Origin of the sequence: Gimesia maris (genome assembly GCF_008298035.1) — a bacterium.
Lineage (GTDB): Bacteria > Planctomycetota > Planctomycetia > Planctomycetales > Planctomycetaceae > Gimesia > Gimesia maris.
Window position 1 is genome coordinate 3,472,426 of the sequence record NZ_CP042910.1, and the last position, 16,044, is coordinate 3,488,469.

The following is a 16,044-nucleotide window of genomic DNA, read 5'->3' on the forward strand; positions in this document are numbered from 1 at the left end:
AGGAACCCAAAATGAATCCATTGTCATACTTGAAACAGAGTCTTTATTCCCTGCTGGTTCTTTCCCTGCTGGGGAATTCCGCTGGTTTTGCCGGGGATAAAAAAGAAGCAGAAAAGCTGAATCAGCCTCCGGAAGGTTTTATTGCTCTGTTCAATGGTAAAGATCTGTCCGGTTGGATTGGCATGAACTATCACCAGGTCAAAGGCAAAAGCCCGGTGGCTGTGAAGAACATGTCTGAAGCCGATCGGGAAGCGCTGTTGAAAAAGAACTGGGAAGATGTACTGGAACACTGGTCGGTGGAAGATGGTGAACTGGTGAACGATGGGCATGGTGTTTACCTGACGACTGCAGAAGACTATGGCGATTTTGAACTGCTATTGGATTACAAAACCGTAGCGAAAGCCGACAGTGGGATCTATCTGCGTGGCGTACCACAGGTGCAGATCTGGGATACCACAAAAGAAGGTGGCAAATGGGACCGCAAAGCCAATCTGGGATCGGGAGGATTATTTAATAATAAAGGCGAAGGAAAATATCCGCTGGTCCACGCCGACAAACCTTTTGGTGAGTGGAATCATTTCCGAATCATCATGAAGGGGGAAAAGGTTACCGTTTATATGAATGGTAAACTGGTGGTAGACAACAAAAAGATGGATAATTATTATGAGAAGGACAAGCCGATTTATGAATCGGGTCCGATTCAGTTGCAGACTCATGGCGGCGAGATTCGCTTCAAGAATGTCTTTCTGAAAAAACTATAAGCAGAAGCGATACAGATTCTGGAAAAGCACTGATTCTGCTGCCCTGGCAGAATCAGTGTTAAACGGAGAAATACAGGTTGTCCGTTACGGAATCTGAATTCAATATTACTCAACTCGATCACGGAGGAGTTTTCGTATGGTTTGCATGTCACACAGATGGTTCCTGCTGGGAATGCTGCTGGTCGCCGGCTGTACGAAAACAACCCCGGTCGAAGAAATCTCTGTGAAGTCGAGTGGTGTCTCTTTAAAAGATGCCACCCTGCCTGATCTGTCCCATGTCTGGCCTGGCTGGCGTGGTCCGGATCGAAATGGTCACGTGCCTGATCAACCACTGCCGACACAGTGGAGCGAAAGCAATGATATCAAATGGCGAACGGATATCCCCGGACGCGGTCACAGTTCCCCTGTCGTGACAGAGGACATGGTGGTACTGGCAACCGCTGACGATCAGGATCAGGAACAGATGGTGATCGCGTATGGTCGGGCTGATGGAAAGGTACGCTGGGAAACCGTACTGCATGAAGGCGGCTTCCCCGGACCGGGTGAACTGCACAAGAAAGGGACCAACGCGAATGGAACCGTGCTGTTTGATGGCGACCGGATCTATGCGGTTTTTCTGAACTCGGGAAAAATCATCGCGACGGCCCTCGATCTGGAAGGTAAGAAAGTCTGGCAGAAGGAACTGGGAGCCTTTAATTCGAAGTTCGGTTATGCTCCTTCCCCCCTGCTCTATAAATCGTTTGTGATTATTGCTGCTGACAACCGGGGCGGCGGTTACCTGGCGGCGCTGGATCGCAAAACGGGAGAGATTGCCTGGCGTGTCTCACGACCGGCGGTCAGTACGTATTCTAGTCCCGTGGTGGCGTATGTCGGAGGCCGTGATCAGCTGCTGATCAGTGGCTGTGATAAAGTTGCCAGTTATGATCCGGCGACCGGGAAAGAAATCTGGAGCACCCCCTGTCTGGCCGAAGCGACATGTGGCACGATTGTAACCAGTGACGATAAAATCTTTGCCAGTGGTGGCTATCCCAAACGGCAGACCGTCTGTCTGTCAGCAGAAGGAAAACTGTTGTGGTCGAACGAGACCAAGATTTATGAACCCTCGATGCTCGTGGATGGCGGGCAATTGTATGGCGTGACCGATGACGGGATTGTCTACTGCTGGTCGATCGACTCGGGAGATGTGCTCTGGCGAAACCGTCTGCGGGGTTCCTTCAGTGGCTCGCCGATTCTCTGTAACGGGCTGATTTATGTCTCGAACCTGTCAGGTGAAACTTTCGTGTTTGAAGCGAGTCCGGATGGCTACAAAGAGGTCGCCTTCAATAAGCTGGGAGACGACAGCTACGCCAGTCCGGCTGTAGTCGATGGTGAAATCTTTCTCCGGGTTGGCAAACAGGTCGGCGACAAACGCCAGGAACAGCTGGTGTGTATCGCAGCCGAAACACCGGAAAACCCAACCGAAAAATCAGCCGAGTGAGCGGTCAAGGCTTTTTTGCTGTGAGTGGTTTATCCGCATTCAGTTCTTTCTGCCACTGAGGTTCGAGAAACTCCTGAATCGATTCCTGACTGGTTGTGTTATAGCCTCGATTATTTTTGTCAGTCCAAAATTCAAAAAATGTGGTACGGAGTTGGGGGTCGGTGATTTGGAATTTTCCCCGTTTCTCCTGAGCTTCCAGCCATTTGAATCGTGCATCGAAGGCTTCTTCTCCGAACATCATTGAACGAATGCGACCGCCGCCTTGAGTGAGATACAGGTGCTTTTCGAATTTCCAGTATTCAAGCATTCCGAGCAGCATCCATTTGAGAGCGCCATTCTTTAATTCCCTTTGCAGCTGTTGCTGTTTTTGTTCGAGTCGCTTTCGCTCTGCTGGTTTGAGGTCAGAACGCTTCAGTTGATTTTTGTTTTCTTCGAGTTCACTTTGAGTTAATTTATCGATTTCCTGACAATCTTTAATCACCGATTCGTCTCTGGAGTAGTAGGCAATTGCGGCGGCGATTTCTTTTTCAGTCGGTTTGAATTTCGCCTGGTGCTCCTGGTGAAACTGGCTGAAAACAGGATAGCTGAAAAGTAGTTGTAGTTCTTCACTCAATTTCAGGCTTATCCCGATCTGGTCGCGGTAGACCGGTTTGCCCAGACAGGTGCCGATTTGTTCGCGCGGGGGTGTCTCTGTTTTCTGCACTGCGAGAACAGTGATCTGCAGCAGAGACAGAGAAATCAGGAACAGCAGTAATTTGAACCAACGCGGGATCGCTGTCTTTTGCATGGAATCGGCTCCAGGGAAACTGAGTACTCCTGCAGTATTCGATGAACTCTGTTCTATTATAACTAAGGAAATGTGATCCGCCGAGAGCAGATTGTCATTTATGGCGTTTGCCGCTGAGTTCTCGCTTCCATTCCAGCTTTTTCTCGATGGCGGCGATCATCGTGCCGGCAATGTCTTTGCCGGTCGCAGCTTCGATGCCTTCTAATCCTGGAGACGAGTTGACTTCGAGCAGGAGCGGTCCGTTTTTGGAGCGGATGATATCGACGCCGGCGATCATCAGTCCGAGTACTTTGGTGGCTTTGACCGCAAGACGGCGTTCGGTGGGGGTGATTTTGACTACCGAAGCAGTCCCACCCTGGTGAATATTGGCACGGAATTCACCCGGCGCGGCTTCGCGCTGGATAGACGCGACGACTTTGCCGTCAATGACGAAGCAACGAAGATCCTTTCCGTCGGCCTCTTTGACGAACTCCTGAACCAGCAGGTTGGCGCGGAGTGCTTTGAACGCGTTGATCACAGACTCGGCTGCTTTGCGGGTTTCCGCGAGTACGACGCCCCTTCCTTGTGAACCTTCCAGCAGCTTGACGATCAATGGTGCGCCGCCGACCATTTCGATCAGGTCGTTGGTGTCGATCGGAGAATTCGCGAAGCCCGTCGTGGGGATGTTGATGCCGCTCTTGAGCATCAGTTGCAGTGAGTAGAGTTTGTCGCGGGACTGGGTGATTGAGGTGGAGTTATTTACGGTGAGCACGCTCATACTCTCAAACTGACGGGCCAGCGCACAGCCGTAATAGGTGATACTGGGGCGGATGCGGGTGATGACTGCGTCGAGATCATCCAGAATGGAACCGCCGCGGTAATGGGCTTCAGGCTCGACGGCGTCGAGTTTCATGTAACACTGTTTAATATCCAGGAATTCCATTTCATGGCCGCGTTCCTCTCCTGCTTCCAGGATACGCTGATTGCTGTAGAGTTCCTGGTTACTGGCGAGCAGCGCAATTTTCAAACCACTGCGAGCCTGTTCGCGTTTGCCGTAGTGTTGATCAAGGTTTTCGCTGGAAACCTGCCCCATGCAGAAGCTGATTGCGGGATCAACGAGCATGCGGCCGCTCATGGCTTCTCGTCCCAGCAGCATGCGATAGCCCATGGAGTCGCGGTTGGCTAATGTCAGTTCGATTTCCCAGGCCTGGTCACCAATCTTGAGAGTGGCCAGAATGACATAACGGGTCTCCGAGATGCCACTGGAGCTTTTGACAACCCGTTTATCCACGATCGGGCGTTCGCAGCGAACGACAATCCGGCGGTTGTTCTGCAGAGGGTGGACTTCAAAACTGACCCAGGTCTCCCCCTGTCTGCGGAATTTCTGCACGTTAAAAGCGTGGATCGAAGAGGTTTTGGCGCCAGAGTCGACACGGGCCTTGATGGCGGGCAGGCCGAGGTCGGGGAAGGCACACCATTCTTCACTGCCAATGATCTGCTTGGAAGGATTCTCTTTCATGGAACGATATATTCTATCTGGAAATTATCCAGGTTGAGTGGGTCGTGATTGATGGAATTCCACTTGAGACAGACAGAATCTGGTTCTCCAGGAAACGGCGTCAGAGCTTCAAGTGGTAGACGAGAAACTGTTCGTCCTGCTGCCAGCCGGCTGACTGATACAGAGCCTGCGCTGTTTCGTTGGTGATCTCCGTCGAAAGTGAGAGACGGACGGCATTGATATTTCGGGCATAGTCGGCAGCCGCTGCGAGGAGTCGGGTTGCGATACCCTGCCGCCGTCCTGCAGGAGCTACAAACAGATCATTCAGAATAAAGGTGCGGGAAAGTGAGATCGAAGAAAACGAGGGATACAACTGAGTGAAGCCTATCGGGTTATCTTCATCACTGGCGAGGAACAGTACCGACTCGCCGTGTTGGAAGCGCGCTTTCAGGAACTCCCTGGCCGCAGTGAGATCACTGACGCAGCCATAAAACTGACGATAGCAGTCGAACAGAGGCACGAGGGCATCCAGATCGGTGAGCACGGCCTGTCTGATGGTGATCGGTTTCATGAAAGACTCGCAGAGTTTTCCAGCGGTCTGAATAAATGGACGTTGATTCAACGGTGTTTTCTTCGGTGGCTGCACTGATGCTGTCCGCCCCCGTCAGTTGGTCCATACGTTCCAGTAGAAAAGTGGCAGCAGACTGCTTTTACCGCAAACCGGTGAGTAGTGGCAACCTTCATGAACTGCATTCATCAGAAATTCAAGGAGAAGAAAATATATGATTAATGTATGTAAATGCAAACAGATTGTATTTACAATGTGTGTTTGTCTGTTAGGATGGCTTCCGTTTTGTGGACAGGACGGAAAACGGAGCGATCGATTTCGTGTTGTGTGGTTCTGTCAGTGGATTGATTAACCGGGAACGGGAGGGGAAATGAAACGTTTACGAAGAGGATTTACATTGATCGAGTTGCTGGTGGTGATCGCCATTATTGCAATTCTGATTGCGTTACTGCTGCCGGCGGTGCAGATGGCGCGCGAGGCAGCGCGGCGGACTCAATGCAAGAACCATCTGAAGCAACTGGGACTGGCACTGCATAACTATCATGAAACACATTCTCGTCTGCCTTTAATGGCCGCTGACTCGCTGTATGGTTATTCTCCTGCGGCGCAGTTATTGCCTTTTCTTGAGCAGGGTAATCTCCATAACCTGATTGATTTCCGGGAACCACTGCTGACAGGCCCTGCCTGGGCGGCGACGATCAATCCTGCGCTGGAGGTGGTCGCGCAACAGGCTTTGCCCATCTTTTTGTGTCCCAGTGATGCGGGTTCGGTGTATTACACCGATGAGAATGGAACGATCTGGGCCGGAAGCAACTATATGGTGAATGGTGGTTCGGGTCAGAATCTTGCATATTGCACCAGCGAAAACGACGGGCTGTTCTGGCGCGGCTCTTCCACACGCTTTCGCGATATTACGGATGGGACATCGAATACGATTTTCATGGCGGAAACTCTGTTTGGAGATCGAGGACCGGACACGGCATCTCTGCTGAATGCGGATCGTCAGATGAAACGTGTGAGTGGTGGTGGCCCCTGCTCTGCGACATCTGACGATCTCGCAGGACGAGCAGCGACCCAATACGAGGGAAGACGTGCGGCCAGCTGGATTCGCGCTCTTGGTTATAACACTCTGGTGCACGGCTTCTATCCGCCCAATTCACCCAACCCGGACGTGACACATCATGGAGAGGTGATTTCGGGGGCACGCAGTCTGCATATTGGCGGCGCCAATGTTCTGCTCTGCGACGGAAGTGTGCGGTTTGTGAGTGAGAATGTTCATCTGCAGACGCTACGTGATCTGTTTGGTCGGGCGGACGGGCGTGTGCTCGGCGAATTCTGAAACGCAGAGAATAGATAATCACGAAAGAGTAAGAAGTGGCGAGTGTTTGACATGGTCATAATTCAAGGTCGGTTTACAAAGTGCAGCCTGTTACTGACATGCGGGCTGTTCCTGGCAGTCGGTTGTGCAGAGGAAAGTTCCATCTTACCTGACCTCCCCCGGATTGAGGCCCCTGAATCGTTTCAGGGCGACGGATTAAACTGGCAGCGTGAGGACGGTTTCAGCGGTTCTGATACCGCCGTGTTATCCCGTTTCTTCCAGTTACAACCTGGGATGCAGGGCAGCCCTGCTGTGGCGGGCGTACCGGTGATCTATCACGGAGTGCAAAATCGCAGGCGGTTTTACTGGGTTCAGGGAACGGCTGATGGCCCGCTCTGGTCGTGCGTGGAATTTTCACAGGGACGGTATCAGTTTCTGGAAGGAACGGGGAACCCATATCAGACGGATTCCCCGTGAGTGTAAGAGTATTTTTATCATTGAAATTCCCAGATTTAAATCAATCAAGAGGTGTAATATGAAATCTCTGTTTTGGAAACGCTATTCTGTTCTGTTCATGATCTCATTGTTGATTTCAGGGTGTACAGCCGCCGATGCCGGCCCGGAAGAAACAGAGACAGAGACGAAGAAAAAACCTGACGTTGCTGAATCCAGGAAAAAAAAGCCGACCGTCTGTCGCCTGTTTATTCAGGACCATGCAGGGAAAACGGTGTACTGGGCGGATATTCGGAAAGGTGAAACATTGGAAATGTCGACGCCGTCTGTCGTGCCTGGTTTTCCCAAACTGGATGCGAAGCAGCAGAATCTGGTGCAGATGGAGAGTTCGCAGCAAACGATGCTGGTAGGGGTGCGTGACCACAAGGATGGAACAAATCAGAGTGGCTGGGTTTTTCTGGAGACAGGCGTCGAAGAAGAATCGCATGGAGACCACGCCCATTGGAAGTTCAAGCAGGAGCCACATGTCATTCAGTCACAACTGGATGATCAGCAGGGTAATCCAGCACACCTGTATTGTTACCAGGGCGTCTATTACCTGGCCAACGATCAGAATTCGGGGTATACGCGGATTGATCCCCGGAGTTATCGGGATTATCCGGAATCGCCGATCACAGCGGGATTTCATCGTGGTGGCGGACAGCATATCACCCTGGCAGTAGTCGACGGGACGACCGGCTATGCCTCCTGGATTGCCGGTGGAGGACCAAAAAAAGGTCTGGTTGATGTCACGCGCATTCTGCCTGAGGGAAATTCAGAAATCTGCTATTCCTTTACACTGCCTACGGGAGCCATTCATGGACTGACGACTTGTGGCGGAAAAGTATTTTTTGCGCCAGCCGACGGAATCTGCTGGTGTGTAGCGGATCGGAATCCACTGCCTTCTGAGCAGCAGCAGGTAAATGTGCAGTATATTTCACTGGGGGTTGATAGCGAGACTCAGAAGCCCCAGCGGACGGGAGCTTTTACGACGCATCGAAATTATGTCCTGTTTGTGACCGGAAAAGGACCGGATGCATGTGTGTGTCTGTTGAATGCAGAAAGTGATCATCCGGAACTGATTTCCGTGCCTGTGCCGATGCTGGAGGGGAACTCACCTGTTTCTTTAGAGGTCTGCCGGACAGCCTGGGGGAAACGGCTGGCGTTTGTGTTTCATAATCATCGACAGGAACTGGAGCAGGATGAATTCTTCAGCGTGATCGAGCTGGACCCGGATGGAGACCTGGATTTTCAGGATGCCAGTTTACTGAAAACAATGAAGGTAGGGGACAGCAAAGTGGAGGGACACTACGGACACCACACGATTGCCTTTGACCAGGCGGGCCGGTATGGCTTCTGGTCGGAACCGGGAACCGGTTTGCTGAAAGCGTTATCACTGGAAACATTGATGCCGGTGGGTGAGTTTTCTATGCCAGGCGTGCCCACAAAGGTGATCGCAGTTGGTCAGCAGGATGAGACAGACTGATGGTTCTTATCAACTACTGGCGGGTCTTCATCTACGGTCGAAAATGAAACATCGGTTAGAATCTGTCTGGGTGTTTTTCGGTCCCGCACCGCGCGAAGGGGATGTGTCGGGTGTTTTAGACTGTGCTCAGTTTTACTGTAGCGTCTCCAAGGCCATTGGGATCGACTATAATAGTCCGGGAGACGCTATGATTAAATGTGATTCGCTCTAGTTTGATGTCAGAATCAGTTGCCAGAAGGAGGTCAAGATGTAGATGCAATTTTTGTTAAGGACAACAACAGGTCAAGAGTAACCATGTGGCGACAGGGAGCGATGTGGTGGTGATCCGTGCTGGTATGGGAACGATACCGGGGCGATGTCTGCCTATGTGAGTCGATGTGTGTCGATCCGCAGGTAAATTCACTGACCGTTTGTCAGAGGGGAAATCAAAACCAATGGATGCCCAGTGGAAAAATCGAGAAATGGGTTCAGGTCTTCGTAATAAGCAGTTCTTGCAAAAATTGACACGCGCGCGACGCAGTTTGCGGAGTATCGCGAGGTGCGCAGTGCTGTCAACGCCAAAAAAGAGCAGTTACGCTTAAGCGGGTGTCAAAAAAATCCCCTCTGAAGATTTCAGAGGGGATTTGAATTGGGGATGAACATGGGGAACTGATTAGTTGCCCTGGGCTTCAATGCAGTAGAGCTCTGTGCCCGTGCGAATCAGCAGCGCCTGGTCGACGGCGGCGACGCCATAGATCGTTGGTCCCAGTTGGGGATATCCGCCTCCTGAGCCCCGCCCTGCTGGAGCGGTTTCTTTGGCTGCTGGTTTTTCCGGTTCGTCAGTGAAGAGTTCGTTAGAGGCCAGCAGTTTGAATTCGGAGCCGGGCTGGATGACATCGGTGACTCCTTTTTTCGTGAAGAAATAAATCTTGTCACCGGCGGCGAGTGGCGAACTCCAGCAGGGGCCGGACAGACGTTCTGCATAGAGCTGCTTACCGGTTCTGAGATCCAGGCAGTAGACGACACCGACCTTATTCACGAAGTACGCACAACCTTCATAGGCGAGTGGAGTGCAGTAATAAGAGACTGCTTTTTCCGCTTTCCAGATGATTTCATAAGAGGGCTTCCCATCTTTGGTAACCAGCTTCAGGCAACAGTTGGATTCACTGGCTTTAGCTGCATCCGGGTTACGACGATCGGTGGCGGCGCCGATTAAAACAGAGTCTTCGAAGATCGAGGCAGAAGGAATGGTATTGCCGCTGATACCAGTCAGAGTCCAGAGCAGTTCGCCTGTGAGACCCTGGTACCCTGTGACTGTTCCTTTAGCACTGACGATGATTTCGGGGGTACCGGCACGGTCGGCGATGACAGGGGATGTCCAGGCGACGCCTTCTTCACGATCAGTCTTCCAGAGATTCTTTCCCGTCTTTTTATCAAGTGACAGGAGATAGGAGGGACCATCGTGGGCAGTTAAGACAATCAGCTGACTCTTTGTCTGGGCGAGCGAATTGCCGATGCCGTGATTACTGACAAAGGAGCCATAATCTTTCACCAGGGAACGCTGCCAGAGTGTTTCCCCGGCATGTGAGCAAGCGATGACATCGCCGCTTTCAAAGAAGGCATAGATGCCCTGCTCGTCAACAGCGGGTGTAGGAGCAGCGCGCGAGACCATGGACGAAGTCTTTTTGGTCTGGCTGGCCGGGTATTCTTTACTCCAGAGCAGTTTTCCGCTCGAAAGACCGTAGGCATGGATGAAGCATTTTTCCTGTTGTGGTCCTTCGATGGATGTCAGGAAAACACTGTCTTTCCAGACGACGGGAGAAGATTGTCCATAACCGGGCACAGTCTGCTTCCAGCGGATTCCCTGTGTGGGAGACCAGCTTAAAGGGAGGTTCGTGGCAGCAGAAATATTTGAACCCGTGCCACGAAATCCAGTCCAGGTATCTGCAGCCTGCGTAAAGGCAGTGTTCAGCAGGACGACAAGGGATACGAACAGGGAGAGTTGATTAAACACAATCAGGTACCTCGGTCGATGGTTGTTTTGATTTGTTGAAGATGTCCGCCAGCGATGTCTGTTCGAGGCTGGTCTCCAGCAGCGAAAAAGTATGATTCAGATGTTCGTCGAGCTGACGGACTTCGTTGGAAGTATCGGGACGATGTTGAGAGAGCTCACGTTGAAAACCTGCTTTCACTGACTTGATGACATCCAGCAGTGAGATTTCCTGTGGAGATGGAATCAAAGCATAGCCGCCATTCTGTCCGCGTTGCGAACGGATCAGGCCGGTTCGATTCAGTTCCAGCATGATTTTAGGAAGATAGGCATGCGGGACCTCCGCTGCCTGGGACAGCTGGTCTCGCGTCATGTAATCGGGAAAGCGAAATGCCAGACAGGTCATGGCTCGCAGGGCATATGCTTCGGTTTGAGAAATCATGAAACGGACCTGTTGCTGGTTCATATTGAAAACGGATCGAATTCGAGCAGCTGTCTCGGGCTGGGAACAATTCACCGATCAGAGATTTATAGGGACTGGGAAATCCTGTCAGGCGGCAGTCTGCTTGTTGATGAAGTTTCAGTTGCAGACAATTGCGACAGGAGGCTCAGGCAGTAGTCACGTCGACTGTGATCTTGCGCTTCGGTAAAAATGTGAATCAGTTTATTCAGACAGCTTGTGCATTGAATCTGCTTGAGTTCGGATTGGCTGATTTCTCTGACCGTTTGCCAGGCTTCTTCCATTAGACCTGATTGAACCAGTACATTACTCAACGCCATCCGATAGTGGCGATTGTCCGGATCAAGCGAGACGGCTTTGCGAAGTACACCGGCAATCTGTGGATAAGGATACTTCAACTTCTCCATGAAATAAGCCATGCCCAGTAAAGAGTCTCCACATTCCGGATCCTGTTTGACCGATTTTCTGAAGGCAGACAAAGCCAGGTAAGTAAAATCAGGATATCGACTAAGATAAGCAGCGATAGCCGGTAGAAGTCGATCAGGGATATCATCGCGCTGGAGCAAAATCCCAAACACAGATCCACCCAGAGCAGTTTTTCCGATTTCCAGGTAATTTTTCGCCAGAACATACTGCCCGGAGGCAGACAGTGGAATCAGGGTGGTTGCCGTTTCAAGTGAGTGAATGGAAACATGTTGCCAGCTCAAAGAGTTTTCGATTAATCCTTTGAGTTCCCATGCTTTACCGGAATCTGGTTGTATCTCAAGCAGTTTAGCGAGCCATTCGAGAGCCTGGAATTGCAGTCCCTGTCGAAACAGGCCGATTGCTTTCTGCAGTGTGATTTGAGGATCCATCTCACATTCTCCGATAAAGAATCTGTTTGCATCTAAAAAGAGGAGAGACAAGAGCTCCCGGAAATGGGGCGTATCCAGAGCAGAGCTCTTGTCTCTTCATACGGAAAACGGCTGCTAATTCAGTTTGACCTGCTCAATGGTTTTGAGGTGTCCTTTACGGGATGCACCGCCGATGGCGAGCAGACCACCATTTCCGTCAGGCAGCAGTCGATGGAAAAAGCGAGGTGTGGCCAGGGTACCTGCTTTTTTCCAGTTGTTGTTTTCCTGGTCCAACTGGAACACGCCACCATCCATACCGCTGAAATACAGGTTGCCATCAATGCTCCAGGCGGTGGTACCAAAGCCATTCATGGTGCTTCCAGGAAGCTCGGGGCCTTTGGACCATTTTCCGGTTTCGGGAGAATAGACGTCGACCTCATGACTGATATCGCCATCAGCGTCGATACCCCCCATGGCATAGATTTTACCCTGGTGTGCAGCAGCAGAGAGTGCTCTACGCTGGAAGGGCTGTTTAATGGTTTTCCACTGCGGTTTTTCCTGGGAGGCGTCGAGGACCAGCATGTCTTCCTGCCAGATTGACTCGTCCTCTTTTTGCATGGTCCAGCCACCGACAACGTATAAATGATCGCCGAGGAATACCGAGTCATGGGAAGAACGACCGCTGGGCATGGATGTGACCGCTTCCCAGGCTTTCTTTTCAGCTGAAAAGCGTTCGACGGTTGGCAATGATTCCATCACGGAATCTTCGTCTTTCTTGTTATAGGCAGAGAGTCCGCCGACGCGGTAAACGTTTTCGCCGTGTGGAGCCATCGCTAGACCCTGCAGAGGAGTTTTGATCGGCAGTGCTTCCCACTTGGTCGGCTGTTTGAGGTTTAACCGCTGGAAGTTCTGCGAGAGATTCTCTGCAGAGTGAGCGTGAGCTCGACCGATATGTCCACTGTAAACGTACAGATAATCTCCACTGACGGCGGCACCGAAGCTGGAAATTCCTTCAGGCAGTTGAGGGTATTTACTGTCGGCAGCAGTTTCAGAAGCGTGTGCCGTTTTGTTGCTACCTGCCACAGCGACGAAAGGCAAAGTCAAAGTGGAATAGTGACGCACGCTGTCATACTTGTCCCCTTTGTGTTCTCCTTTTTTCTCTTCGACGAATTTCGCCCGGATCGAGTAAACACCTTCCACCAGTTTGAACTGGTGTTGTCCCTTGGCGTTAGTGGCAGCAGTGACGGTTGAGTCGCTGGTTTCAGGGCCGATGATTTTGAGTTCTACATCTGCCTGTGGCTTGCCTTGCCAGTTGACCTGCAGAGTCACTTCCTCTCCTTTGAGAGTAGGGACAATATCCAGCGGTAACTGCTCAGTGGTGGAGATTTTGCTCCAGACGCGCTGGCTTTTCTGGGGATAGGTTTTGGCATAATACTGAAGCAGGAACTGGCTCTCTCCACGGGTAATGACGCCATAGGTGTGACTCAGGCCGTAAGCAGCGCGCCCTGCCCCTTTGGGTTCCGGTGTGATAAACAGAGAGTCATCGCCGGCTGTGAGGGAGTAGGTCTCCAGCTTGCCTTTCGCGTTTTTCTCCCAGACTTTAATGCCCGACAGGGGTTTGAGCAGATCCGGGTCATCCGGTTCGGCGGTTTCACCGAAATACAACTGAACTTTAGCGGCATTGTTTTTTCCTTCTACTTGCGGAAGGAGCCAGAGAAAATGCGCGGATGCCTGGTTTGTAATTGAAGCAGCCAGCAGGCAAACAAGAGCTGCAGTCCATTGAAACGTTTTCATATTGATGCTCTTTTACGATAATGTGAAGAATCAAAAGTTACTTTGAATCAATCTTGGAGAGTGATTCGGGAGTTGTTAAACGATGGTTTGTCAATTTGATTGAGCCGACATTTCGCCCAAAGTTTTCACCGGTTTCGACCGTCAGCATGCTGGATGGCAGATCGAAGTTTCCGATGCGAGTGAAGGCAAATGTATTACTGCGATTGCCCGTGATAGCCCCTGATTTGGGATCGCGATAAATCACCGAAGTCGCGCGGGGCAGAACTTCATTTTCTTTTGTACGCCAGACATCCAGCGTGGAAATGGTGAACCAGGATTTGTCAGAACGACGATGGACTTCCGTCATCACGTCTCCCTGCAGGCGAAAGGAAACGTTCTTGCCATCAATGTTAACCAGTCGGCCCAGGGGGTGGTTCACTTCACCATCAGCAAATGTAGCGGGGATGGGTTCCTGCTTACGAAATTTGCGATGCCCGATGACTGAATTGAGTTTAGGCAGGCTCCACTCGGACAGCGAATTATCTTCCAGAATGAGATTCAATTTAAAATCTTTGTCTGCAGTCAGTTTGCCTGTGGTGCTTTTTCCATTGTACTGGATGAGCACATCGGCTGTGAATCCGGAAAAATCTCGCCAGGTCGCTCGCGCTTCTCGAACCTGCTGGTAAAGCTGAGTGGCAGCCTCTTTTTTGGGATTGGAAACCAGCCTGGGTTGATCTCGGGCAGGCGACCACTGAATGGTTGCAGAAAGTGAGAGCAGGACGATCAAGCCGGCCAGGCTCCATTGTTTCAATTCACGTTTTATATTTTCACGGAATCGCATTTGATTCTCCACAGGGGTTTTATGAACGGGATGTCTGGGGTTTCATCAGCCAGTGCAATCCATACAATTCTGATATCAGTTGATAATTCAGACTGGCGAATTCAATCGATCGCGATTGATTCAATTTCTCTTTTTTGCAGGATTTGATGTGAGTTCGAAAACTAAATCATTTTTTCCCTCGGCCGTGATGGTTTTCGTAAGCGTGCTGCGTCGATTATATTGCGGAGGAACTTTCACGACTTTGATCCGCTTGATTCCAGACGCCTTGAGCTTCTCGATCGCCAGTTCGTCATCAGGTGCATATCCACCATCGTCAGTCGAATCGATTTCAATTCGATTGGTTCCTGTTACCGGGCCAAAATTCTCATCAATCGAGAAGATTCCATTGTGGATGGTGGCAGATGCCTTCGGCCCTTTATTTTCACCCTGGGGAATGAATCGGATCACTCCTTCGGAAAGAGGATCGCCATCTAGTTTGACAATCCCGCTGACAGCAGCCCGTGAAAAATCCTGTTTCGATGCACCACAACCGGAAAGCAGAATGGACAAACAGAAAAGCAGAGTCAGAGACTTAGAAATCACCGATCACCTCCCCACCGTTACGGGTAGCCAGAGCATCCAGCAGTGTCGCATCGATATTTTCAGAGATGAAACGGACGGAACCATCAGAAAGAGTGAACTGCACGCCCCCAACATGATCGCTACGAAAAGTTTTGAACCAGTTGCTGTCATAAATGGAATCATCAGCAACGTCTTTCGGGTTGAATCCGTACTCTGTCGTACAGACAGTTGAACCTGGGTACGGGCTGGACCAGTAAGTGAAGGAGTAACGGGATTGTCCGGTACAGTCTCCACTGCTGAATTTATAGTCAGGAAGGTTGTATGCCGTTTCACCAATCATGAGAGTATTGGTAGAGCCATCGGTGATATCACGAAATCGAGTCTGGCCCGCCGTGCTGCCGGTGTAAACGATGGAACCGTTCAGAGCAGGTTGTGGGTCACCATAATGGACCCAGTAAGGATTGTAATCTTTGGAACCAATACAGACCGCGTAATGCCCTGGTGCTCGACCGGAATCACTGGAACAACTGGGAACCGCCCGCCGCATGGGAGAGGTTGGGCAAAGATAGAATGGGAGAACCTGAGAAGTAACCGTCACATTATAGGGATCAGAGTTGGTCAGATTGAAGTCATAGAGATTGTAAGCGTTGGCCTGATCGATTAACGGCAAAATTGAGACAAACAGACTGCCACCGCTTAATTCACTGTTTGCATTTGCATTGGGGAAACAGGTGTAGATGTCGTGATAGTTGTGGACAGCCAGTCCAATTTGTTTGAGATTATTTTTACATTGGCTGCGTCGGGCCGCCTCGCGTGCCTGCTGGACGGCGGGGAGGAGCAAGGCAATCAAAATAGCAATGATTGCGATGACGACAAGAAGCTCAATCAGTGTGAAGGCGCGTTTCTTGCGATAGCGGGATAGCATGGTTTCTCCTGAGGTATGTAGACATTACCAGTGTGATGAATTTGAAAGATCACCGGATCTCTCAATGCCCGTTTGGTCTGGCTGGCTGGCTACTGATGGAGAAAAACCATTTTTGCTCGCTGGCTGATTGAAATTGAAACTCAATCTCAATAATGAGATCCTATAAAGAGCCTCCCTGCCATGCAAGTTTTCCATACTCATTTTGTGGAAAATTTCAGAAATCGAGAATCAGGGGGAAGTTTGGGAACGAATCACCACCCCCGAAGCAGAGTCGAGGCTGATGAGGATCTGTCTTCGAGTCACCTGAAAGATGTGG

The 16,044-nt window shown here is 50.8% G+C and carries 15 protein-coding genes; 5 read left to right on the top strand and 10 right to left on the bottom strand.

Translation table 11 applies throughout. The features are described from left to right. The first annotated feature begins 11 nt into the window (after nucleotides 1-11). Nucleotides 12-761: a 3-keto-disaccharide hydrolase gene (locus GmarT_RS12810; RefSeq protein WP_149302806.1), complete on the top strand. Its 750-nt coding sequence runs from the start codon at nucleotides 12-14 to the stop codon at nucleotides 759-761. 136 nt (nucleotides 762-897) lie between these two features. Further along, nucleotides 898-2,238: an outer membrane protein assembly factor BamB family protein gene (locus tag GmarT_RS12815; protein ID WP_223123524.1), complete on the top strand. Its 1,341-nt coding sequence runs from the start codon at nucleotides 898-900 to the stop codon at nucleotides 2,236-2,238. Between the two features lie 4 nt (nucleotides 2,239-2,242). On the opposite strand, the gene GmarT_RS12820 is transcribed toward GmarT_RS12815, so the two are convergent. The 3 genes from GmarT_RS12820 to GmarT_RS12830 form a co-directional block, all read right to left on the bottom strand. Then, nucleotides 2,243-3,025, bottom strand: a complete 783-nt coding sequence (locus GmarT_RS12820) for a hypothetical protein (protein ID WP_149302808.1) — start codon at nucleotides 3,023-3,025, stop codon at nucleotides 2,243-2,245. Between the two features lie 94 nt (nucleotides 3,026-3,119). Beyond that, nucleotides 3,120-4,523 (bottom strand): 30S ribosomal protein S6--L-glutamate ligase, encoded by a 1,404-nt coding sequence (gene rimK, locus GmarT_RS12825; protein WP_149302810.1) that lies wholly within the window; start codon nucleotides 4,521-4,523, stop codon nucleotides 3,120-3,122. A 100-nt stretch (nucleotides 4,524-4,623) separates the two neighbouring features. Beyond that, entirely contained in the window at nucleotides 4,624-5,073 is a 450-nt protein-coding gene (locus tag GmarT_RS12830; protein ID WP_044240754.1) for a GNAT family N-acetyltransferase, read from the bottom strand. 367 nt (nucleotides 5,074-5,440) lie between these two features. On the opposite strand from GmarT_RS12830, the gene GmarT_RS12835 reads away from it, so the two are divergent. The 3 genes from GmarT_RS12835 to GmarT_RS12845 are packed head-to-tail and all read left to right on the top strand — an operon-like array spanning nucleotide 5,441 to nucleotide 8,366. Continuing rightward, a complete protein-coding gene (locus tag GmarT_RS12835) occupies nucleotides 5,441-6,409 on the top strand; it encodes a DUF1559 domain-containing protein (protein WP_002648557.1) in 969 nt (322 codons plus the stop codon). 42 nt (nucleotides 6,410-6,451) lie between these two features. Then, a complete protein-coding gene (locus tag GmarT_RS12840) occupies nucleotides 6,452-6,865 on the top strand; it encodes a hypothetical protein (RefSeq protein ID WP_149302812.1) in 414 nt (137 codons plus the stop codon). A gap of 58 nt (nucleotides 6,866-6,923) precedes the next feature. Continuing rightward, nucleotides 6,924-8,366 (top strand): hypothetical protein, encoded by a 1,443-nt coding sequence (locus GmarT_RS12845; RefSeq protein WP_002648555.1) that lies wholly within the window; start codon nucleotides 6,924-6,926, stop codon nucleotides 8,364-8,366. A gap of 652 nt (nucleotides 8,367-9,018) precedes the next feature. On the opposite strand, the gene GmarT_RS12850 is transcribed toward GmarT_RS12845, so the two are convergent. The 7 genes from GmarT_RS12850 to GmarT_RS12880 form a co-directional block, all read right to left on the bottom strand. Further along, the gene (locus GmarT_RS12850) at nucleotides 9,019-10,359 is read right to left on the bottom strand and encodes an outer membrane protein assembly factor BamB family protein (protein WP_002648554.1); all 1,341 of its coding nucleotides are present in this window, start codon (nucleotides 10,357-10,359) and stop codon (nucleotides 9,019-9,021) included. Next, on the bottom strand, nucleotides 10,352-10,777 hold the full coding sequence (locus GmarT_RS12855; protein ID WP_157158988.1) for an RrF2 family transcriptional regulator: 426 nt from the start codon (nucleotides 10,775-10,777) through the stop codon (nucleotides 10,352-10,354). The genes GmarT_RS12850 and GmarT_RS12855 overlap by 8 nt, the downstream gene beginning before the upstream one ends. An 86-nt stretch (nucleotides 10,778-10,863) precedes the next feature. Then, the gene (locus tag GmarT_RS12860; RefSeq protein WP_002648552.1) at nucleotides 10,864-11,649 is read right to left on the bottom strand and encodes a tetratricopeptide repeat protein; all 786 of its coding nucleotides are present in this window, start codon (nucleotides 11,647-11,649) and stop codon (nucleotides 10,864-10,866) included. A gap of 114 nt (nucleotides 11,650-11,763) precedes the next feature. Further along, complete coding sequence (locus GmarT_RS12865; protein ID WP_002648551.1) at nucleotides 11,764-13,422, bottom strand: Kelch repeat-containing protein; 1,659 nt, start codon at nucleotides 13,420-13,422, stop codon at nucleotides 11,764-11,766. Nucleotides 13,423-13,459: 37 nt separating this feature from the next. Continuing rightward, nucleotides 13,460-14,242 carry a DUF3386 family protein gene (locus GmarT_RS12870; RefSeq protein ID WP_002648550.1) on the bottom strand — a complete coding sequence of 261 codons (783 nt, stop codon included), beginning with the start codon at nucleotides 14,240-14,242 and terminating at the stop codon, nucleotides 13,460-13,462. 120 nt (nucleotides 14,243-14,362) lie between these two features. After that, a complete protein-coding gene (locus GmarT_RS12875; protein WP_002648548.1) occupies nucleotides 14,363-14,824 on the bottom strand; it encodes a putative periplasmic lipoprotein in 462 nt (153 codons plus the stop codon). Continuing rightward, nucleotides 14,814-15,728: a DUF1559 domain-containing protein gene (locus GmarT_RS12880; protein WP_002648547.1), complete on the bottom strand. Its 915-nt coding sequence runs from the start codon at nucleotides 15,726-15,728 to the stop codon at nucleotides 14,814-14,816. The genes GmarT_RS12875 and GmarT_RS12880 overlap by 11 nt, the downstream gene beginning before the upstream one ends. Nucleotides 15,729-16,044 lie beyond the last annotated feature (316 nt).